Annotated in this window: 23 protein-coding genes; 12 read left to right on the forward strand and 11 right to left on the reverse strand. The window is 44.7% G+C overall.

The features are described from left to right. Nucleotides 1–173: 173 nt before the first annotated feature. The 3 genes from RB160_RS02775 to RB160_RS02785 form a co-directional block, all read right to left on the reverse strand. A complete protein-coding gene (locus tag RB160_RS02775) occupies nucleotides 174–725 on the reverse strand; it encodes a hypothetical protein (protein ID WP_316568671.1) in 552 nt (183 codons plus the stop codon). A 123-nt stretch (nucleotides 726–848) separates the two neighbouring features. Continuing rightward, nucleotides 849–1,031, reverse strand: coding sequence for a hypothetical protein (locus tag RB160_RS02780; protein ID WP_316568672.1), 183 nt, complete (start codon nucleotides 1,029–1,031; stop codon nucleotides 849–851). A 398-nt stretch (nucleotides 1,032–1,429) separates the two neighbouring features. Next, the gene (locus RB160_RS02785) at nucleotides 1,430–2,503 is read right to left on the reverse strand and encodes an AI-2E family transporter (RefSeq protein ID WP_316568673.1); all 1,074 of its coding nucleotides are present in this window, start codon (nucleotides 2,501–2,503) and stop codon (nucleotides 1,430–1,432) included. A gap of 150 nt (nucleotides 2,504–2,653) precedes the next feature. On the opposite strand from RB160_RS02785, the gene RB160_RS02790 reads away from it, so the two are divergent. The 3 genes from RB160_RS02790 to RB160_RS02800 all read left to right on the forward strand — a co-directional run bounded on the left by RB160_RS02790 (nucleotide 2,654) and on the right by RB160_RS02800 (nucleotide 4,876). After that, nucleotides 2,654–2,959 carry an amidohydrolase family protein gene (locus tag RB160_RS02790; protein WP_316568674.1) on the forward strand — a complete coding sequence of 102 codons (306 nt, stop codon included), beginning with the start codon at nucleotides 2,654–2,656 and terminating at the stop codon, nucleotides 2,957–2,959. 498 nt (nucleotides 2,960–3,457) lie between these two features. Next, nucleotides 3,458–4,504, forward strand: coding sequence for a nuclease-related domain-containing protein (locus tag RB160_RS02795; RefSeq protein WP_316568675.1), 1,047 nt, complete (start codon nucleotides 3,458–3,460; stop codon nucleotides 4,502–4,504). A gap of 15 nt (nucleotides 4,505–4,519) precedes the next feature. Further along, the gene (locus tag RB160_RS02800) at nucleotides 4,520–4,876 is read left to right on the forward strand and encodes a hydrolase (RefSeq protein ID WP_316568676.1); all 357 of its coding nucleotides are present in this window, start codon (nucleotides 4,520–4,522) and stop codon (nucleotides 4,874–4,876) included. Nucleotides 4,877–5,061: 185 nt separating this feature from the next. On the opposite strand, the gene RB160_RS02805 is transcribed toward RB160_RS02800, so the two are convergent. Beyond that, entirely contained in the window at nucleotides 5,062–5,814 is a 753-nt protein-coding gene (locus RB160_RS02805; RefSeq protein WP_316568677.1) for a TPM domain-containing protein, read from the reverse strand. Beyond that, nucleotides 5,814–6,392 carry a LemA family protein gene (locus RB160_RS02810; RefSeq protein ID WP_316568678.1) on the reverse strand — a complete coding sequence of 193 codons (579 nt, stop codon included), beginning with the start codon at nucleotides 6,390–6,392 and terminating at the stop codon, nucleotides 5,814–5,816. The genes RB160_RS02805 and RB160_RS02810 overlap by 1 nt, the downstream gene beginning before the upstream one ends. 427 nt (nucleotides 6,393–6,819) lie before the next feature. Here RB160_RS02810 and RB160_RS02815 point away from each other — a divergent pair, with 427 nt between their 5' ends. From RB160_RS02815 to RB160_RS02840, 6 genes are all read left to right on the forward strand, one after another. Further along, a complete protein-coding gene (locus RB160_RS02815; RefSeq protein ID WP_316568679.1) occupies nucleotides 6,820–7,458 on the forward strand; it encodes a DedA family protein in 639 nt (212 codons plus the stop codon). A gap of 297 nt (nucleotides 7,459–7,755) precedes the next feature. Continuing rightward, nucleotides 7,756–8,376 carry a sporulation-specific diadenylate cyclase CdaS gene (gene cdaS / locus RB160_RS02820; RefSeq protein WP_316568680.1) on the forward strand — a complete coding sequence of 207 codons (621 nt, stop codon included), beginning with the start codon at nucleotides 7,756–7,758 and terminating at the stop codon, nucleotides 8,374–8,376. A 254-nt stretch (nucleotides 8,377–8,630) separates the two neighbouring features. Beyond that, nucleotides 8,631–9,431 carry an SGNH/GDSL hydrolase family protein gene (locus RB160_RS02825; RefSeq protein WP_396954653.1) on the forward strand — a complete coding sequence of 267 codons (801 nt, stop codon included), beginning with the start codon at nucleotides 8,631–8,633 and terminating at the stop codon, nucleotides 9,429–9,431. Then, nucleotides 9,431–10,342 (forward strand): ABC transporter ATP-binding protein, encoded by a 912-nt coding sequence (locus tag RB160_RS02830; protein WP_316568682.1) that lies wholly within the window; start codon nucleotides 9,431–9,433, stop codon nucleotides 10,340–10,342. The genes RB160_RS02825 and RB160_RS02830 overlap by 1 nt, the downstream gene beginning before the upstream one ends. After that, the gene (locus RB160_RS02835; RefSeq protein WP_316568683.1) at nucleotides 10,335–11,315 is read left to right on the forward strand and encodes an ABC transporter permease; all 981 of its coding nucleotides are present in this window, start codon (nucleotides 10,335–10,337) and stop codon (nucleotides 11,313–11,315) included. The genes RB160_RS02830 and RB160_RS02835 overlap by 8 nt, the downstream gene beginning before the upstream one ends. Before the next feature lie 178 nt (nucleotides 11,316–11,493). After that, nucleotides 11,494–12,129, forward strand: coding sequence for an FMN-dependent NADH-azoreductase (locus RB160_RS02840; protein ID WP_316568684.1), 636 nt, complete (start codon nucleotides 11,494–11,496; stop codon nucleotides 12,127–12,129). A 139-nt stretch (nucleotides 12,130–12,268) separates the two neighbouring features. Here the strand turns inward: RB160_RS02840 and RB160_RS02845 are convergent, their stop codons facing one another. After that, complete coding sequence (locus RB160_RS02845) at nucleotides 12,269–12,832, reverse strand: hypothetical protein (RefSeq protein WP_316568685.1); 564 nt, start codon at nucleotides 12,830–12,832, stop codon at nucleotides 12,269–12,271. Nucleotides 12,833–13,110: 278 nt separating this feature from the next. On the opposite strand from RB160_RS02845, the gene RB160_RS02850 reads away from it, so the two are divergent. Further along, a complete protein-coding gene (locus RB160_RS02850) occupies nucleotides 13,111–13,482 on the forward strand; it encodes a VOC family protein (RefSeq protein WP_316568686.1) in 372 nt (123 codons plus the stop codon). A gap of 148 nt (nucleotides 13,483–13,630) precedes the next feature. Here the strand turns inward: RB160_RS02850 and RB160_RS02855 are convergent, their stop codons facing one another. Beyond that, nucleotides 13,631–14,860, reverse strand: a complete 1,230-nt coding sequence (locus RB160_RS02855; RefSeq protein WP_316568687.1) for an MFS transporter — start codon at nucleotides 14,858–14,860, stop codon at nucleotides 13,631–13,633. A gap of 328 nt (nucleotides 14,861–15,188) precedes the next feature. Beyond that, a complete protein-coding gene (locus RB160_RS02860; RefSeq protein ID WP_316568688.1) occupies nucleotides 15,189–16,415 on the reverse strand; it encodes an NAD(P)/FAD-dependent oxidoreductase in 1,227 nt (408 codons plus the stop codon). 274 nt (nucleotides 16,416–16,689) lie between these two features. Here RB160_RS02860 and RB160_RS02865 point away from each other — a divergent pair, with 274 nt between their 5' ends. Further along, a complete protein-coding gene (locus RB160_RS02865; protein WP_316568689.1) occupies nucleotides 16,690–17,262 on the forward strand; it encodes a hypothetical protein in 573 nt (190 codons plus the stop codon). Nucleotides 17,263–17,823: 561 nt separating this feature from the next. On the opposite strand, the gene RB160_RS02870 is transcribed toward RB160_RS02865, so the two are convergent. Next, nucleotides 17,824–18,096 carry a hypothetical protein gene (locus tag RB160_RS02870; RefSeq protein ID WP_316568690.1) on the reverse strand — a complete coding sequence of 91 codons (273 nt, stop codon included), beginning with the start codon at nucleotides 18,094–18,096 and terminating at the stop codon, nucleotides 17,824–17,826. Between the two features lie 213 nt (nucleotides 18,097–18,309). After that, nucleotides 18,310–18,717 (reverse strand): hypothetical protein, encoded by a 408-nt coding sequence (locus RB160_RS02875; RefSeq protein ID WP_316568691.1) that lies wholly within the window; start codon nucleotides 18,715–18,717, stop codon nucleotides 18,310–18,312. 398 nt (nucleotides 18,718–19,115) lie between these two features. On the opposite strand from RB160_RS02875, the gene RB160_RS02880 reads away from it, so the two are divergent. Beyond that, entirely contained in the window at nucleotides 19,116–19,688 is a 573-nt protein-coding gene (locus RB160_RS02880) for a M15 family metallopeptidase (RefSeq protein WP_316568692.1), read from the forward strand. Nucleotides 19,689–19,725: 37 nt separating this feature from the next. Here RB160_RS02880 and RB160_RS02885 read toward each other — a convergent pair whose 3' ends face one another. After that, complete coding sequence (locus RB160_RS02885; protein WP_316568693.1) at nucleotides 19,726–20,106, reverse strand: response regulator; 381 nt, start codon at nucleotides 20,104–20,106, stop codon at nucleotides 19,726–19,728. Between the last annotated feature and the right edge of the window lie 56 nt (nucleotides 20,107–20,162).

Consider the following 20,162-nt stretch of genomic DNA (forward strand, 5'->3'; position numbering starts at 1 on the left):
GTTTTGAGGTTAAAGTCCAAATTAACAAAGCTATTCGCATTCTAACCGAACTTGAATTAGCAAGCCAATTTGATTAGTAAATTACCACAAAAATGCTTGGAGCAGTCCAAGCATTTTTTGTGTATTTTATTTTCATTACATTCGCACCCGTTATTTCAATAAGCTATTTTTCTCTAGAATGATTGTTTGTATTTAATTAAAGCATCATTATGGTATTTTAAATTGGATAGTAGCGTTTCCCAATATGCGCTTAATTCCGTGTAATTCATCTTAGACAATTGATTGTAATCCAGTTTTTCATCAAGATACTTCATGTCAGTTAACCATATATTAAGTAATTCCAAGATTTCGTCATCTGATACATTTTCATTACTTATCATATCCCCTAAATCATTTGATGATGGAATGTGACTATAAATATTGAATAAGTTAGCTAGTTTTCTATATCTATCATCATTTGGTTCGACAATTTCTAGTGTATGAGTAGATAATTGCAGACTCCAAGACATAGCAGTTAAATATTCCGATTTTTCCTTTATGGAAATATCGGAATATTTTCTTTGCAAAGTCTCACCAAAATTAAATGAATAATTAACTCCATTTTGAATTTTTTCAAACATTGCTAACCTTGACTGTTCTTTACTATTATTTAACTGTTGAAACAAATACAAATTAAGAATGATTGATAAAATCAGCCCAAATTTTATTAAACTTTTTACTTTCACTTTTATCCCCTACCTCCCCAGAACCTTACTATTTTTTTAGTCCCTTTGTTGAAGTAACCCCGTTACTTCAATAAGAAAGCGATCCTCCGCTATTGAAGAATCGCTTTAGTTAGTTGCAAACGGTTATTGAAATCCACCAGTGTCTTTATAATCGCCCATTATATAATTTGAACTATCCCCTGGCTTAGCGTTTGGATTGGTTGGAATAGGAGGGTTATTATTGTTTTTCTTTCTTTTCAAGTCGATTATTAATGCAAATCCGAAAATGCCGAGAATAACAATAATAAAAAACCAAATTACAGCCAAATAAAAACACCCCTCTCTCTTACATTATATTCCACAAGGGGATTTACAGCCATTTTTATTTTATCCTCATTAAAGTAATCTGCACCGTTTGCTCAATAAGGACTTATTAATTTTTACATAAACATCCAAAATGCCAGCTAATAGTCAATTATTACACGGATTCTACACTTACAATAATTTCTCTCAGCTGATATTAAGGGGTACGGAAAGTGGTACAAAATATCCGTAAAATAATGCAAAACCTTGTTATACCAATAAAGAGATGCAGTCCAATTCATATTTGAATTAGACTGCAATTTGGGTGATATTTTAGTATTTGTTTTCGAAAACGGAACCCGTTCGTTCACTCCCGATGCAGCTTGTTGTACTACCACATCATCATGGCCGTGGTATTTTCACTAGATTGCCTTTTTGATTTTATTGAGGTTATAAAATTTTTGAATGTTTTTGAATGTTACTTTCAAAACCGAGAATAAAGGGATTGATATAATGACGCCAATCGCACCATATAGGGATCCCGCGATCAACAGGACGAGGATGACGGTCAGCGGATGGAGGTTCAGCTTATTGCTCATTACCCTAGGCGTAATTAAGTTGCCTTCGAGCTGCTGGACAACGAACATGACCAAGAGGACCTTTACGACCAGGCCAGGCCCGTCCATGAGCGCGATAAACACAGCCGGGATAACCCCGATGATGGGCCCGAGGAACGGGACGATCGCGACACACATGGCAAACAATGCTAGCAGTAAGGCGTTTTCTAGTCCGATGATCAAATAGCCTGCATAAAGCATAATCCCATCCGAGACCGCGATGATGAATTGCCCGACAATATACGATGACAGGGTTTTATCGATATCACGGAGGATTTTTCGCCCCTCGTCCTTCCTGTCGTTTGGCAAATGGCGCAGCAACGCGGGCTGAAGCCGTTCTGCATCCCGTAACAAATAAAACACGATGAAGGGTACAACGGCGAGAACAGTTACAATGCCTGCAATGGCGGAAAGGACTTTCCCAATATTTCTTTCGGCTGCACTGAAAAATTCCCCGACCATGCTTTCCGCTTTCGTTTTGATATCATCAACGGATTGCTTGGCTTTTTCGTTTTCCTTTACCAACTCTTTTGATTCGTTCGTGACCTCGGCTACCTTTGATGGGAGATGGCTGCTGATTTCCTTTACCTGTTCCGTGATTTGGGGGCCGGCGACATGAAAGAAGGCGAACCCTATTGCGAAAATCAGCAAAAATACGGTCAGTATGCTTGGGGTCGTGGGCATGAATTTTTCCAAAAAGCGCACTGGTGGACGCAAAATATAATAGAGGAAACCTGATAATAACATTGGAAAAAAGATGGTGGCGATGAGTTTTTTGAACGGCCAGACAAAGTAATCGATTTTGCCAAGCAGAAAAATGATCAATAATAGCAGGATTGCGGCTGTCGCATACCTGAAGAATGGTTTTTCAATCCACATAGAAATCCTCCGTTTTCTCTCTCATACTGTGCTTTTTCCCTGTTTATGTACCGCGGTAAACAATTCTGTATCTGAGAGGCTGAAAGGGTTTTGGTTTCCTGCGTTTGGGTAAAAGTACTGTCAAACTCGTATAAGAAAAGGTGGCTTGCCATGCTGACGCTTATAAAAAACGGAATTGTGTACAGCCCCGATTTTCTTGGCAAAAAGGATCTTTTAATTGTAAGGGACCAGATTGGGTTTGTAGAGGATGAAATCAGGCAACCGTCCGATTTTGTCGAAATTGATGTGATAGATGCGGAGGGGAAATACATATTCCCGGGATTCATAGATTCCCATGTTCATATTATGGGAGCTGGAGGGGAAGGCGGATTCCGGCTGAGGACACCCGAAGTGATGCTGACAGATGTGACAACAGCGGGAATCACGGCGGTTTGGAAGGCCGCTGTGTCCACGTAGTGGGTGCGGCGGTTTTTTTCTGTTTTGTGCTTTCAACTTATTGGGGCGGGCGAGTTGCCGAAGAGCCGGCTGGGTTGAAGAGCTGGGGCTGTGATTATGGTAAGGCTTTTTCCAACCTGGGGTTCGTTCACAAGGGTGTTACATGCAAATTGCCGAAAAGCCAGCCAGTTGAAAAGCAGATGCCCCGTTTCAAAGTTGGTGCCCTTATAAAACTGGCAGTTCGTTCACCTATTGCCACCATGGCGGGGTGGTTAACCGGGCCTTTTGCGCTATAAATGTGGCGGAAAAGTGACAAATCCGGATATCGTGGTTAAAAACCCGGATATGTGGCCCGAAAACCCGGATAATTACCTCGAAAACCCGGATAAGTACCTCAAAAACCCGGATATTTTTTCCCCCAAATAGAACAGTCCCGAAAAGTTCACGAATGAACCTCCAATTCGGCAGGATTTTACAAAAAGTGCTAGAATTGTAACAGAAAGAAAGGAGGTTACGAGATTGATTGCATTGGAAAGAGCAATTCCGCTTATTATTTTGATGCTCGAGGCATTATTAAGGAGGCTGCCGGGTGGCCACCCAAAGAGAAAGGACATTGAGGAATCATTAAGGACCCAAAAAGCGGGGTACAACGGTGAAAAATCGGTTGATCATTACCTAAATTTCCTCGACCAAGAGAAATTTTTGATTTTCAAAGGATTGCGGCTCAACAATAACGGCTTCTTTTTTCAAATTGACACGCTTTTAATCACTCCGTTCTTCGCATTGATTCTCGAAATCAAGAATTGGGGAGGGGAAATCCATTTTGAGAAAAATTTTTGCCAAGTTTTTCAGGAGAAAGATGGTAAAACAGCAACCTACACAAACCCGGTATCTCAAGCAAAGATGCAGACGCGCAAATTAAAGGAGTGGCTCAAAAATCATAACTTACCGGACATCCCAATTGAATTCCTTGTCATGATGAGTAACAATTCCTCAAAGCTGAAAGCCGATCCCGGCTACTACGAAGTTTTTAAAAAGGTCATTCTCGCCATACGCCTTGTTGAAAAAGTTTCCGAATTCGATGAACGCCATAATCAGCTTGTTCTGGAAACAAAGGCTTTGAAAAAGGTAAAGAAGGCGATCCTCCAGCAACATACGCCACACCGTCCCGACGTCCTAAAAAACTTCACCATTTCCACTACCGAAATCCTTCCTGGCATCTTTTGCCCCAAATGCTTCTCACTTACCATGAAATTTCATTATAGAAAAAGCTACTGCAGCCGATGTGGCGATATATCGCAAACCGCCCATTTGGAGGCAATCCAGGATTATTTTCTATTGATTTCTCCCGAACTTACAAATTCCGAGTTGAGACGGTTTCTAAAGTTAACAAAGCCCGATCAGGCATACAACCTCCTTACTTCCATTGGGCTCCCTTTTACCGGCACAAAAAGAGGCCGCGTTTACCATCAACCCCCAAGTTGGCAAGCCGAAGCCCAGATCACCCATCCGAAAAGATTAAAAGTTTTCAAAAGTGGTAAAGGAAAGTATAGTAGATTGCGTTGAACAGGAGATGAAACCATGCTGGATAACCCGCAGGAAAAGAAGATGTATTTCGTCGATATTAAGACAGGGGAAATTACGATGGAACCGACCGCGGAAAATACGTTTACCGTCATCGCGGATGAGCAGGAAATCCAGGATTTGCGGGAGCTGTTTGAGGAAAATTATGATGCTGACAAGCGAGGCTATTTGCGGACGCATTTGCCGTGGCAGCCATACCATGAATTTTCAGAAGGGGAAAATAAAGATTACGATAGGTCGATTGAACTTATTTATGCGATGATTTACCGGCTCGGCGATGCTGAAGCCAGGAAGCACATTGATGAGATGGGCATTCTCAAAGAGCAAAATTATGATAATGAAGATTTCCGTTGATGAAGGCGGCCGACTGAACACACACATGTTAAATGACATAAAAAAAGCTGTTCCTTGCCGGGAGCAGCTTTTTCGCATTCAGGCAGAAATTTTTTTATAAGCAGGGTTCGCAACTCAGTGAGCTCAGCATAAAAAAAACCGCCCGGGTTCCCGGACGGCAAATCACACTGCACTCCAATCCCATTTTACCAGCCCCGGCTCGCACCACCGCCTCCAGACGAACCACCGCCGCCTCCACGTGGGCCTCCACCGCCACCGCCACCGCCGCCACCACGTCCAATCATGGAGAGGAGGAGGAAGGTGAATGTGCCGCGGAAGAAAACCATATCGACGATAATAAACCCGACGACGAGCAGGATGATCAGCCATTCAGGCAGGCCGCCGGATTTCTGGGAAGCCTGCTCTCCGTCTGTGGCCCCGACACCCGTACCTTCGCCGATGACTTCATTGCCAATCGCCTGGTACGTTTTCATCACAGCCTGGCCCGGCTTACCTTGCTGAAGGTAGGGAATCGCGTAAGTATCGAGAATACGCCCGGCCTTGCCATCGGGGATAATCCCTTCAAGGCCGTAGCCGACTTCGATTCTGATTTTCTCGTCTTTTATTGCGAGGACAAGGAGAACACCATTATCCTTTTCTGCGCTTTCAAGCTTGTATTTCCGGAATGCTTCATTTGCGTACCCTTCAATATCGCGGCCGCCAAGCGAGTCAACAGTCAGGACGGCAACCTGGGCGCCGCCCGTGCTGTCCTCAATTTGCCGGCCCCAGCCGATCACTTGCTGTTCCTCGGCCGGACCTAATACATCGGCGAAATCCTGAACGTAAATATCTCCCCGCGGTTCCGGGATTTTTTCGCCGGCAGCATAGGCCCCAGCGCTGCCGCCAAGCAGAAACAGGACTAACAGCGAAAGAATGGCTGAGGCCTTTGCCGCTTTCATTACCCGTTGCCCCCGAAGTCGACTTCAGGTGCTTCCTGGGCACGCGGGTCTGCGCGGAAATATTCCTTTTCATCAAAGCCTGTAATCGATGCGACAATCGCACCAGGGAATCGTTTTACCTTCTTATTAAAGACCGCGACTTGATCGTTGTAATCCTTGCGGGCGACAGCGATGCGGTTTTCCGTCCCGGCAAGTTCATCCATCAGCTGCCTGAACTGTGCGTCAGCTTTCAGGTTTGGATAATTTTCAACGACCACAAGCAATCGGCTCAACGCCCCCGACAATTCCGCGTTGGCGGTTGCTTCTTCTTCAGGTGATCTTGCGCCTGCAAGACGTGCGCGGGCATCAGAGATAGCCTCAATTGTTTCTTTTTCATGGGCGGCATAGCCCTTAACCGTGTTCACCAAGTTTGGTATTAAATCCAGCCTTCGCTGTAGCTGGTTTTCAATTTGCGCATACGATTGGTCCACGTTTTCCTCGGCATTGACAAACCCGTTGTAGCTGGACATCAACATGATGGCAAGCACAACGATGATACCGAGGACGACAAGCCATGTTCCCTTAAAGCCTCTTCCCATTTTCGACACTCCTAACCTGTTTAATCTATACGGGTATCTTCCCTCGGGCCCTCGGGTTTTAAACCCGGCGGCAATTGCACCGCTTTGTTGCCCGCTGTTCAAGTATACGGAACACATTCCAGGAAGTTTCATTTTTGGCAAAGCCTTGGTGGAAAAATATAAATCGAACTTACGTTTTTTGACAAAGCCTTGGTGGAAAAATATAAATCGAACTTACGTTTTTTGGCAAAGCCTTGGTGAAAAAATATAAACCGAACTCAGGCTTTTTGGAAAAGCCTTATAGAAAAATTAAAACCGAACTCACGTTTTTTGAAGAAAATTGCTTATTGCCAGAGGGGCGTATTGGTACTATAGTTAAATTGGAGAAAGTTGGGGACAGACTCGCAGCTTGATTTCACATAAAGTATTCCGGGGGAGGAAGTGCCCAATGCAGCAAGTGATGGCATTTATGAATGAATACGGCTACTGGTTTCTCTTTTTGTCGATGGCGACAGGGATGATTATCCTGCCTTTGCCGTTGGAAGCGATAATGGGATATTCAGGTTATCTTTCATTTGAAGGTGATTTGGACTGGTTTACATGCGTGCTTGCAGCAGCTGCAGGAACTTTTCTCGGAATGATTGTCAACTATTGGATTGGCAAAAAGCTCGGTTATGGATTTTTTAAAAAATACGGCCATTACTTTTTCCTGAAACCAAAAACCCTTGATAAATTATCAGACTGGTTTTTAAAATACGGCAATAAGCTGTTGATTATCGTATTCTTCGTCCCGGGGGCCCGCCACGCAATCGGCTTCTTTGCCGGCATTACAAAGTTTCCGGCAAGGACGTATGCGATATGCACAGCACTTGGATCGCTTATTTGGGCCACACCTTTCATCATAATAGGTAAAATGATCGGCCCGGGCTGGATGCTGTACCATGAGGAAGTGAAAAATTCCCTCTACATCACCAGCATGGTCCTTCTCGTAGTATTTCTTGCATTCTTTTTGGCTGGAAAAACGAGCCCGCGCGTCTCCGATTTCGGCTTCAGGCTTAGGCGGAAGCTCTCCAAATTGATTCGTTAATTTGATTGAGAATTGGAATGGGGCATTATGCTGGTCCACCAATTAAAAATTGAGTTAAACAGTATGGGTTCCGAATTTTGTCGGGCCCTTTTTATATTGCTTTAGATTGGCAAGAAATGCATCCAGTCTAAGGCAGGTTGCTGATTTTTTTACAAAAAGCACAAAGCTCTAACATGTATGTATAAAAGCCAAGCAGCGAATAATTCGTGTTCTTGTAGAAAAACATAAGGTGAGATGAAGGAATTGAAGTAAAAGCTTCATTATCCATATAAAAAGTGATTACGAAGAGGTGTCTCTGTGGACCAGGAAAATTGTGACTTCTCGCCGATGAAGCAATCATTGAAAAAGGATATAAGCCAGGTTATAACGGCCTTACAGAGTAGCTTGGAAACAATGGATAATGAAAATTATTGCCTTCTTGGAAATTTTGAAAGAATAAAAAATCAATTTATACAAGTCGAAATGACCGCGGCTTCCTTTTATTTAAACTGCTATTTGTCCCCTTTTACAGATAAATATTCGGATTTAACCATCTGTGTGCAAAATATGTCGGCGCGGAAACATGGCGGTTTAATCGTCATTCAACGTGAAGATGCACTTGAACCTTACATTCATCTTGGTATTGCGATAGGGGCAGAATTGAGCCATTCCTTACTGGAATCAATCTTTTTTCCGGGAAATCCTTTACATGATGGCGCTGTGCTGGTTAGTCAAAATCATATCCTGTCCGCGGCCAATGTCCTCCCACTCTCAAACAGAAATGTGGGAGATAATAAATTGGGGACACGCCATCGGGCTGCTCTAGGGCTATCCGAAAAATGTGATGCTCTCGTCCTTGTTGTATCGGAGGAAACGGGTAAAATTTCATTTGCTTTTAATGGGAACTTATATCCAATTACGACAGGGGAACTACTTTGACTCTTGTTTTTGAACTCGAACGGGGAGGCATGTTTTAAAAAATTTTTTGCCATCCTTTAACCTTTCACCCAACCTGAATCAAAAATAGCACTTACCAAGGACTTCACACTTTCGAAGTCCTTTTGTTTTTTGCTTTTTTAACTAAAGCATGCTGTGTATTTCAAAAACCTCACAGAATTTAATTAAATGAGCTCTGCAAAATTTGAATTGGGCCTATTCTATGTTTAAATAAAATAAGGAAGTTTTTGAAAGGGATGGTTTTTTTGCGAAAAAGGACTGTTGGCATTTGGATGATTGCATCAGCATTGTGCATGCTGCTTTGGATTGCGGGGCTAGTTTGGGCAGTTGGCGATTATTACGCTGGCAAACCATCGGAACCACAGGCCAGGAACCCTGAAACCCCAATCCAAACAAAAAAAGAAGGGGATCTTACGATTGTCGCGATGGGCGATTCATTGACAAGAGGAACCGGGGATGCCGCAGGCCGTGGGTATGTCGGCTATTTGGCCGACAGTTTGAAAAAGCGATCCGAAGAGGACATCAAGCTAGTCAATCTTGGCATAAATGGCCAGCGATCAGAACAGCTTGCCAATCAGGTTAAGCAAACCGAGGTCAAACGTCAGCTCGGACATGCGGATATTGTCCTTATTACAATAGGCGGAAATGATTTATTCAGGGGCGGGCAAGGGCTTGTTGAATTCGACAGCCAAACTCCCGAAGAAATCGAAAAGAAGTTCCTCGCAAACGTAAACGCCGTTCTATCGGAAATCAGGGCTGTAAATAAAGAGGCGACCGTTTATTTTATAGGACTGTACAATCCATTCATCGAACTTGCTGATGGAAAGGAAATTTCCGCTGTCATCAGGCAATGGAATTTCGCGTCTGCCAATCTCGCCGCGAAATTTGAGAAGGTGGTGTATGTCCCGACATTTGATTTGTTCGAACAGAACGTAAACGATTATTTGTATACAGATAAATTCCACCCGAATACAAAAGGCTACCAGCTTATCGCGGACAGGGTGGCGGCATTGGTGGCTTGGAAGGGGAAAAACTGATGTCCTCCGTAACGCTTGAAGTCAAAGAGTTGAAAAAACGGATTGGCAAAAAAGAGATTATTAAAGGAATTTCATTTGAGCTTCATAAAGGGGAGGTATTTGGCTTCCTAGGCCCAAACGGCGCGGGAAAAACAACGACAATCCGGATGCTCGTCGGGCTGATCAAACCGACATCGGGCACCATTTCCGTCTGCGGATACGATTTGAGGAAGGACTTCCCGAACGCAATGAGGCATCTCGGCTGCATCGTCGAAAACCCGGAGCTTTATCCGTATTTATCTGGCTGGGATAACCTTGCCCATTTTGCAAGAATGCTTGATGGTGTCAGCGATGCTCGCATCTGGGAAGTCGTGCGGCTTGTGGGCCTTTCCGAACGAATCCATGACAAGGTAAAAACGTATTCGCTCGGGATGCGACAGCGGCTCGGGATTGCCCAGGCTCTTCTTGGAAGCCCAAATGTGCTCATTTTGGACGAGCCGACAAACGGCCTCGACCCAGCGGGAATCCGCGAGATGAGGGAATTCATCCGGTTCCTTGCAGAAAAAGAAGGCTTGAGTGTCCTCGTATCGAGCCATTTGCTAAGCGAAATCCAGCTTCTATGCGACCGGGTAGCTATCATCTCAAAAGGCCGGGTCATTAAAACGGATACGGTTTCGGTCCTGCTCGGCAACAGGGAGCGGATTGCCTGGAAGCTCGAACCCTTCGAGGAGGGTAAAAAAATCCTGGGCGCCCTTACCTCGATTGAAGTCGCTGAAGATGGCTCCATTTTTACAGAGTACAGCGCTGATAAAGCCGCCGAGTGGAACCGAAAGCTTGTCGAAGCGGGAATCGGCGTCTCGGAAATGAACAGGAAGATGCCGGTCCTCGAAGACCTGTTCCTTGAGCTTACCGGGGGTGACACGATTGACTAAGCTCATACATAATGAAATGCTCAAGCTATTGGCTAAAAAGAGACTCCTGGTTATCGCGGCAATCATCGCCGTCCTCGTCGCCCTGTTCACGTATGCGCAGCTTCGCCAGGTTGAAACACAGCGCGAAAGGATGGGCACAACCGATTGGAAAACCATTCTCCAGCAGCAAATCATCGATACGCAAAACAGGCTTTCCTCGAGCCGTATAAGCGAAGAATGGAAAAAGCAGCTGCAAATCAGCCTTCAGCAGCAGCAATACTACCTGGACCATAATATCAATCCATCCGAGCCAGGCGCGCCAACCTTTATGCGCATGTTCATCGAAAATTCAATCGACTTGTTCCTGCCGCTCATGGTTATGGTCATAGCGAGCGACCTTGTGTCCTCCGAGCACAGCCAGGGTACAATCAAGCTATTGCTGACACGGCCAATTAAACGTTGGCGGGTTTTGCTCAGCAAATACATTTCACTTTGCCTTTCCGTTTCGGTCATTGTCGCGATCATGGGCATTCTGTCGTATTTAATCTCAGGCCTTGTGTTTGGTTACAAAGGCTGGGGCGCGCCAATTCTAACCGGCTTTTCCGCTACGGGTAGCACGCTTGATACGTCAGGCGTCAAATTGGTTGACCAGTGGCAATATTTGTTGATGGAATTTGGGCTTGTCTGGTTCGTCGCCATCGTCGTCGGGACATTGTCGTTCATGTTGTCGGTATTAATCAGAAGCACGGCGGCCGGAATGGGCATCATGCTAGCTGCACTCATCTCCGGGGCAATTTTAAGCAATATGGTATCTTCTTGGGAATCCGCGAAATACCTGTTCATGGTAAACCTAAGGCTTACTGATTACATGAATGGCACCGCGCCCCCGATTGAAGGGATGACCCTTTCTTTCTCGCTCGCCGTCCTGCTCGCATGGTGGGCTGCCGGCCTGTTCATATCGTTCTATGTCTTTATCAATAGAGATGTGTATTAAGACTGATGTTTTAAAAGATGTATCTGCATGGAAGTGTGATTCGATTTTTTAAAAAGTATTTCGCTCGTTTAATTCGTTTTTCTTTTTTAAACAAACCTTCCTGCTTTTTCCACGATTACTGGCCTCATAAACAGGAATAATAATGGAGTCAGCAATATTTGGAAAGGCAGGGGTTAAAATGTCGCAGATTTTATACATCACCGCCCATCCGCATGACGATACGGCTTCATACAGCATGGCGGTCGGAAAAGCATTTATTGAAGAATACCGTGAAGCAAATCCCAATGATGAGGTAATCCATCTTGACTTGTACAAAGAGGATATACCGCAAATAGACGTAGACGTTTTTAGCGGCTGGGGAAAACTCCGATCGGGTTCCGCGTTCGATGAACTGTCCGGTGAGGAAAAACGGAAAGTTAGCCGGCTTGGGGAATTGACTGACCAATTTGTCGCCGCTGATAAATACGTCTTTGTTACGCCGCTTTGGAACTTTTCTTTTCCTCCGGTCATGAAAGCATACATTGATTCAATCTGTTCGGCCGGAAAAACCTTTAAGTATACCGAGAAGGGGCCGGTCGGACTTCTTACTGATAAAAAAGCACTCCATATCCAGGCACGCGGCGGCGTGTACTCGGAAGGACCTGCTGCGGCAATGGAAATGGGCCACCGCTACATCGGAATCATCATGCAGTTTTTCGGAATTCCGTCCTTCGAAGGCCTGTTCGTTGAAGGGCATAACCAGTTCCCTGATCGGGCGCAGGAAATCAAGGAAGACGCCATCCGGAGAGCAAAGGACATGGCGGCAACGTTTTAACATTGATTGTATGGTACGGTGCTAACTTGGCGCCGTGCCTTTTTGAATTTGAGGATTAACCAGTATGAGCGGGTATTAAACTGGTTTTCTCAAGTATCCATGTTGAGTGACATTCAAGAAGGCAATAGCTGGACGTCGCTCAAATCGGTAGAGCGACAAAGATTCGGTGAAATCTCGAAAAGGTGTCGCACAATTCAAAATGAGCGACAAAGATTTGGCGAAATCCTGAAAAAGTGTCGCTCAAATCCGGATGAGCGACAAAGATTCGGTGAAATCCTGAAAAGGTGTCGCTCAAATCCGGATGTGCGACAAAGATTCGGTGAACTCTCGAAAAGGTGTCGCACAAATCACAATGTGCGACAAAGATTTGGCGAAATCCTGAAAAGGTGTCGCTCAAATCCGGATGAGCGACAAAGATTCGGAGAAATCCTGAAAAGGTGTCGCTCAAATCCGGATGAGCGACAAAGATTCGGTGAAATCCTGAAAAGGTGTCGCTCAAATCCGGATGAGCGACAAAGATTCGGTGAAATCTCGAAAAGGTGTCGCACAAATCAAAATGTGCGACAAAGATTTGGCGAAATCCTGAAAAGGTGTCGCTCAAATCCGGTTGAGCGACAAAGATTCGGTGAAATCCCGAAAAGGTGTCGCTCAAATCAAAATAAGCGACAAAGATTCGGTGAAATCCTGAAAAGGTGTCGCTCAAATCAAAATGTGCGACAAAGGTGGGTCAAAATCGCAAAAAGGTGTCGCTCAAATCAAAATGAGCGACAAAGATTGGTCAAAATCCCGAAAAGGTGTCACTCACCCCCTAAGAAATACCAACTAAGAACCAAATCTTAAAAAACCTCACACAGCACCTATCCGGAATCCTCTCCAACACAACTGTATAATAAGAATTAATTATCAGCATGGATAATAGTCTCCTAATTTCTATACCATCCACTCTGGCTTATAATGGAATGACAAAGGGGGAATGAGAGGATGGTATTTACATTCAAGCAGCTTGACCATGTCCAGCTTGCAGCTCCAAAAGGATGCGAGGAGGACGCGCGTGCTTTTTACGGAAAGCTATTGGGGTTTACGGAAATTGAAAAACCGCCCGTTTTAAAAAAGAAAGGCGGGGCCTGGTTTCAAAACGGAACGATTCAATTACATATTGGCGTCGAGGATCCGTTCCTTCCGGCAAAGAAGGCGCATCCCGCGTTTGAAATCGAAAATTTAGAGGGATTGAAGGCTCATTTAAAGGAAAATGGGGTGGACGTGATTGAGGATAACAATCTTCCAGGCGCGAACCGGTTTTATGCCGCGGACCCATTTGGCAACAGGCTAGAATTCCTTGAGTGGGTAAAATAAACCACGTGCAGCAGCTTTACCCCAGCTGAAGTGGCATCCAATAAACCATAACATTGCCAGACAACTACGATTTCTCAGGCATCTAAAAACTAGGTCAATAAAAGAGAGAAACCCGCATTCCCAGCCAAGGAATTTGCGGGTTTTCCAATTATAAGGCTTGGGCTGGCTGCTTGCGCTCGAATTTAAGTGCGACGAGCAGGAAGGAACAGCCGGCAAGCAGGCGGACGACCGAAGCGATAGCCATTGCCGAGAACATTCCGAATTGGCCGAGCAGGAAGACACCTAGCTGCGGCGCAACAAAACCGATGATTGACAAGATAAATTGATAGTTTGCTAGATAAGTGGACCGGTTTATTTCTGGTGTTGCTTTTAGCAGCTGGTTGAACAGCAGCAGGTTTGTGCCGGATACGAACAGGCCGATCCACAAGTTAAGCGCTGTCAGATAGAACAGGTTGGTGAACAGCATGGTCAGGATTGGCGCGGTCGCCATACCGACAGCGGCGACGAACAGGACGAGCGTGTTCCCGTGTTTGTCGGCGGCTTTTGCCCACCATTTCACGCTTAAGATTTGGGCGACTTGGTTTGTAACCGAGAAAAAGCTGAACCAGAGCGCGGTCGCGTTTGCTTCGCGGATATGGTAGATGCTGAACAGGGACCAGGCCATTTGCGCACCGATGTTGAAAAGGACTGCGCATACGATGAACGAAAGGAACGGCTTGTACCGGAAAACGTCCAAAGAAAATTTCCTTTTGGAAGCCTGGGTTTCAATTTTTTCAATCCTTTCCTCTTTCACGTCACTGTGCTTATAAAGGTAAAACACTTCCAGAAGTGCGAATAGGAAGCCTGCTACAAACAGGATTTGATATGGGAAAGCATCAGTCTTGCTGAACTGCTGCAGAAAAAAGCCAGTCAGGAAGGTCACGATCATCGCTGCGATAGTTGTCCATTGGTTCCTTGTACTGAAGAATGATCCACGGCGTCCTTCGGGGATGAGCCCGCCAATCAATGTCTGCCATGATAGCCCTGACAGCGCGCCAGGGAAGTTCAATAACGCTATTAAAAAAACAAGCACCCACGGAGCATAATGTGTATCCAGAAAAGGGACGAATAGGATAAGCATGAACATTAGCCTGGTGGCGAGGGTTGTATATACGGCAAAATTCTTTTTGCTTTTCGACCGGTTCAGCCAAATCGCGCCCGGGATAAGGGCTAGCATAGCCACGATGGATGGGAGGGATGTGATTAGTCCCATTTGGCCATCGGTCACGCCAAGGACACTGATGGCGAACAATGGGATATATCCGTTAACCGCAGTCGTTGATATCGTCGAAGCAAGCCCATGGTACAGGCTTAATTTTTCGTCTTTTGTATGGGCCAAGATAAACAATCTCCATTCCATTTTTAGTCACGAAATGGATTGTATAACGGCGGTTTCACTAAATCAATATCAGCGGGACAAAACAGTTCGATATGCATATGTTCTCCGCTGAGAACCCATGTAAATAGACATACAGTTTGTGAAAACTTTGTGGCGGCATACGCCCGGACGAGATTTTAGACGAAAAAATAACCCTTCCTTAAAAAAGGAAGGGCGGGGTAGGGATTCGGTGCCTTTGGAAGGAGAAAGGGATGGGCACCGGGTAAACGATTTAATTAGATTTATAACAGGAAGGGCGGAATGAGGGATTCCTTCCTTCCAGTATTCATTATTGTTGTTTTGCAGGTGCAGTAAGCTGTTCCCTTTTTAGGAAAAGAGTCTGTTTTAGGACCAATGCCGGTCCGCCGAGGACGAATAAGTACCGGGTTTCAATCACACGTTTCATGATTGCCGCGAACCGGCCGGACATTGTGAAGCTGCCAACCTTGCCGACCGCTGTCCGGTCGCCAATCGAAGCCACGGATCCTTTATGGTGGTATTCAAAGGTTTTAAGCCTTTCGCCACGAACAAGGGCAACAAGGTTTTTGCCACAAACATCTGCTTCCTGCATGGCTACCTGAGCGGTAGGAGGCAACGCCGATTTTTCATCTTTCATAAACAAGGCGCAGTCGCCAATGCAAAAAATGTTTTCTGTTCCTTTTACAAGGAGTGACTCTTCAACTGGTAATCTGCCAATCACAAGTGGAAGCCCGAACGTTTCAAGCAGGGAGTTCGCCTTCACGCCGCATGACCAGATGAGCGTTCGGCAAGGGATGTCAAGGCCATTCTCAAGCTGGACAGCTGTTTCGGTACATGACTTGATTTTCGTTGAAGTAAAAATGTCGACGTTGTACGCCTCCATAATATGGGACGTATAGGCAATTAATTCATCCCCGAAGAATGGAATCAATGAATCGGCGGCTTCAATGCCGATTATTTTTACACTTTCATACGGAACGCCGTACTCCTCGCACAGCTTTGGCAGCCCTTCGGCAAGCTCTCCAAGCATTTCGATACCTGTAAAACCGCCGCCTGCAACGGCAAATGTCAACCTCGAAGGATCCTTGTCTTCTTTGTAAAGTGACAGTTGTTTTGTAATTTGGTGGTAAATCGCCTTGGAACTTCTGAAACTGCGAATCTCAAATGCATGCTCCTTTATGCCGGGGGTGCCAAATGTGGCAACTTCAAAGCCAAGGGCGATGACAAGATAGTCGTAGGAGATTTCCTCCCCTGATTCAAGAACAACGGTTTGGGATTTGGGATCGACATTGGTGACTGTTCCTGTCTTAAAACGGGTTTTAGCATGGTTGACCAATTCCGGAATAGATAAGGCGATTTTCCTGTCCGGCGCGGTTCCTACACCAACTTTGTGAAGCTGGGTCGTAATGTAATGGTAGGAATGTTTGTTAATTAACGTTACAGAGGCTTCTCCTGAACGAAGCAGCTTTTCGAGTTTTTTTGTTGTGACCAGGCCACCATAGCCTGCGCCAAGAATGACGATATGTGGCTTTTTCATAAGAATTCCGCTCCCATCAATTTTGTGAAACATTTCACATAATATAAGAAAAATAAAAAGACGAGCATGTTTAATTGTGAAATATTTCACATAATAAAATAAAAATAAAAGAACTAACTTACTATATTGTGAATGTTTTCACATAACCTTTATAGGAATATAATAATCGATTTTACTAAATTGCACAAGCCTTTTTTAAAAAAATATTCCATTCATAGTTTCCTGGTAATTTGGGGATAGTATGTCCGGTAGATGATTTTAAAAAGGAGAATGAATGATGAAGATTCGAATTGTAGCGGGAATTGTATTGTTTGGCCTCATTTCTTCACCACATCCTTCCATCATTAGTGGCTCATCATCGGCAATGGCTGAAATGATTGAAAAGGGTGGACATGAAAAAGGCGAAGGCCGCCACCATAAAGCGGGGCTGTTCCGTATAAGCGATGAGGAGTATGTTGCTTGGGCGGAAAAATATACACCTGACAGGGTGGGTGAATGGAAGGAAGTCCTTGCGGAAAGGGAGCGTCTGAAGGAACGCTGGCTAAGCCCGGAAATGGAGGCAAAACGTGAAGCGCTCCAAAAGAAACGTGAGGATAGGCGGAAGGAACTCTCCGAGCTGAAAAAACAATATGAGTCCGGCAAGCTTACAAAAGAAGAGTACATGAAAAAGGCGTATGAGAAAGTAAGGATGGGAATGAACTACGGTATGAAAGGGCATGCCTTGGCCATTAATCTGAAAATCGCGATCGATGAGAAGAACTCACGGGAGGCGGCCCTATTTTTAAACGAAATGCTTGCCTTTTTTAAAGAGCACAACGACCGAATTCAAAAGAGGATGGAAACGTGAAAAAGGGCGCTTATACGGCGCCCTTTTTTGCATCCGACCTTAAGTAACGGGATGCTGCTTATAATTGCTGCATTGGGTACTTATACGGAATCCCGGAAACCTGTTTATACGAATAGCAATCTCTTTCATATCCGCCAGTTGATGGCTCGCAGATAATTTTTGCTGAAAACCTTGGATAGTCAAAAGAGAAATACCCGATGCCAGTGGAAAACCTTTGGACACTGTGGCGGCTGCCGCTTCGAATTGAATGTACCGGTTTTATCGTAATCTCCTCCTATTCAAGCAGGCCCGTACGTAAGCGAGCCAAAGAATGGTCCCATGACAACGGCGGTTTCACATCCTAACTTTTTCCCAATTTTAAAAAAGACAAAACCGAAAAACGGAATGTTTTTCGGTTTTAACCTGTTTTTAATCAAAGTAAATCAGATGGGTAACGATGATAAATAGCTTCACCTAAGATGTTCAAGGCAGTAAGGCCACCGCCTAAGTTTCAGTCGAACAGCAGGATATAGGTATGGACAAACAGGATGCCCATTGATGAAAGGTTCACTTTTTTGTTGTTTAAGAACGCGGCAAGATGCTTTGGCCGTGTTTTTCGTTTCCTGAGTAGGCGTCCAATACTGCTTTAATGGCATCCGCCGCTTGGAAGGCCTGTTTGTAATTTTCCGCGGTATTCCGTTCCATTGATGTCACGCGGAATAAGTCAAGTTCCTTATCATATTTCAATTTAATCAATTCCTTGTTGTCGAGGGAAAAAACATGAGTGACATCGGATCCGATATAAGGAACCTCTTTCAATTCCTCTGCCAAATGGCGAAGTTCGTCAATCTTCATTTTTCCCAGCCCCTTTTATATAACATTCCAAAATTCCCTTGGCATTCGGTTGGAAAAATAGTTCACCATTGGCGGTTCCGCCCTAGCCCTATATTCTATCATACCAGACTCGGGTACGGGAAAACGGGGCAGGTGGACATTGTAATAAAATATAATGTGTTTGTAATGGGGATGTAAGAGGGGTATGGTAAATGATTGGCTGAAAGAATCTTATCAAACCTCCTTTATGTCAACCAAAATATAATCGTCATAATATACCCGGACTGTTTTTCCTGATTGGGCGGCTTTTTGGGCAACAGCTGAATTTCTGCAGAACAATGGAATATCATGATCACCATTGGAAAAAATGATGTACGTAAAATCCGCCTTTAAAGGAATATAGCCATCCTTAATTTCCACGAACTTCCCGGTGAAGCAAGAGAGCTCCTCCAAACCTTTTTGTTCCGCTTTAACAGCCAAGACGAGAAAACGGGCGCGAACGGTTTCCAGAACTTCTTTTATAAAAAGGAAAAACGCCAGCAAGCCAGCAATCATCAATGAAACAATCAGCACTTCTGATACAGGAGGACGCAACAAGCCAATGGACCAAAAGAGAAATGCAGCTGCCAGATGATATCTCAATCCTCATCACTTCTTTCCGGAAAGAATGTTGTTTTTCTGCCGTAACAAAGTTGGGAAGATAAAATTGCTCTGCAAGAAACCTGGAATGGTTGGGACAAAAACAGCCGCCTTCATACTCATCAGGCAGCCGCATCAGTTGTAGAAAATATTTCCTTTTTTGTTCTTCCCATAATCATACACCATTTTGCCCTTTAAGTAAATTTAAAATACTGAAAATTAAAATAATTGTAAAGGGATTTTTATGAAATTGTCTGGAGAGAGTTTCTTTTACCGAGTCGCCAATCTGGGCCGAACTTTAAATCTTTAAATTGAAGCTTAAAACAAAAGAATGGATTTATGGTGGAAAACAAAGATAAAATAAGAGTATCACATGTTTATTGACACAGTAGGAGAGAGAAATGCGAAAAGCAAATCGGTTTGGGGCTGCATTGGTAATCGCGGCAGTCCTTTTTCTTGTATGGAAGGCATTGGGCTACCCGGGCAACAATAACGGAAGAAATGTCCCGATGCCCACAGACCTTCATCCAGTGGTGAGGGAAAAAGCGGAGGAACTCGTTTCGATAGCGGCGAAAAAAGGCATTACAATCCAGCTGATTGAGGGGTTCAGGACAGTTGAGGAGCAGAATCGACTTTATGCAATAGGGCGTTCCGATGGAGGCCAAATCGTCACCTATGCGCGCGGTGGAGAATCATACCATAATTATGGCCTTGCTGTCGATTTTGCTTTAACTGGCAAGGATGGATCGCTCATTTGGGATACAGACCATGATATGAATGGAAATGGCCGGCGGGATTGGGAGGAAGTTGGATTGATGGCGAAAGGAATGGGATTCGAATGGGGTGGAGATTGGGAACGGTTCAAGGACTACCCACATTTGCAAATGACCTTCGGGCTCTCAATCAGTGAACTGCAGAGGGGAAAAAGGCCTCGGGAACGGGCAGTGGCTGATACGAATGAACAAAGTGGATGAAAAAACGGCAGTGCGGAATGCATTACTGCCGTTTTTCTTATGTTCCTTTCAGGTTCGAAACTGGTGTTCCAAGAGCATCAAGGGCGGTTAGCAACCCTTCAAATCCCGGTTTGAGAATGAAGCCGCTTGCTCCCATTTCCCTTGATTGCCGTTCAAGGCATTCATCCGTAAAGGTCGACATCATAAAGACCCTTGCTTCCGGATTGATACGGATAATTTCCTGAAGCGTTTCAAAGCCATTCAACTGGGGTAATAAAAATTCGAGCATGACAACATCGGGAAATCCGGTCCTGTATTTCAGGACGGCCTGTTTTCCATTGTCTGCTTCAGCCATGACCCTATAATCAGTTTTGTAAAGCTTTTTTTTAAGTACGCTCCGAATAAAGATGGATCGGTCTGCTACGAGTATTGATTTCATTGCCAAGAACCCCTTCGCCATTTTAAAAGGCAAATCAGGAAAGGTTTTGGGATTAT

The sequence above is a fragment of the Neobacillus sp. YIM B06451 genome (genome assembly GCF_032667185.1).
Classification (GTDB): Bacteria; Bacillota; Bacilli; order Bacillales; family Cytobacillaceae; genus Bacillus_D.

Coding starts and splice junctions, on each gene's coding strand:
- RB160_RS02815 (WP_316568679.1), top strand. CDS start 6,820: ATGCAGCAAGTGATGGCATTTATGAATGAATACGGCTACTGGTTTCTC.
- RB160_RS02800 (WP_316568676.1), top strand. CDS start 4,520: ATGCTGGATAACCCGCAGGAAAAGAAGATGTATTTCGTCGATATTAAG.
- RB160_RS02860 (WP_316568688.1), bottom strand. CDS start 16,415: ATGAAAAAGCCACATATCGTCATTCTTGGCGCAGGCTATGGTGGCCTG.
- RB160_RS02830 (WP_316568682.1), top strand. CDS start 9,431: ATGTCCTCCGTAACGCTTGAAGTCAAAGAGTTGAAAAAACGGATTGGC.
- RB160_RS02840 (WP_316568684.1), top strand. CDS start 11,494: ATGTCGCAGATTTTATACATCACCGCCCATCCGCATGACGATACGGCT.
- RB160_RS02810 (WP_316568678.1), bottom strand. CDS start 6,392: ATGGGAAGAGGCTTTAAGGGAACATGGCTTGTCGTCCTCGGTATCATC.
- RB160_RS02870 (WP_316568690.1), bottom strand. CDS start 18,096: ATGAAGATTGACGAACTTCGCCATTTGGCAGAGGAATTGAAAGAGGTT.
- RB160_RS02850 (WP_316568686.1), top strand. CDS start 13,111: ATGGTATTTACATTCAAGCAGCTTGACCATGTCCAGCTTGCAGCTCCA.
- RB160_RS02805 (WP_316568677.1), bottom strand. CDS start 5,814: ATGAAAGCGGCAAAGGCCTCAGCCATTCTTTCGCTGTTAGTCCTGTTT.
- RB160_RS02865 (WP_316568689.1), top strand. CDS start 16,690: ATGATGAAGATTCGAATTGTAGCGGGAATTGTATTGTTTGGCCTCATT.
- RB160_RS02885 (WP_316568693.1), bottom strand. CDS start 20,106: ATGAAATCAATACTCGTAGCAGACCGATCCATCTTTATTCGGAGCGTA.
- RB160_RS02825 (WP_396954653.1), top strand. CDS start 8,631: ATGGTTTTTTTGCGAAAAAGGACTGTTGGCATTTGGATGATTGCATCA.
- RB160_RS02790 (WP_316568674.1), top strand. CDS start 2,654: ATGCTGACGCTTATAAAAAACGGAATTGTGTACAGCCCCGATTTTCTT.
- RB160_RS02785 (WP_316568673.1), bottom strand. CDS start 2,503: ATGTGGATTGAAAAACCATTCTTCAGGTATGCGACAGCCGCAATCCTG.
- RB160_RS02880 (WP_316568692.1), top strand. CDS start 19,116: ATGCGAAAAGCAAATCGGTTTGGGGCTGCATTGGTAATCGCGGCAGTC.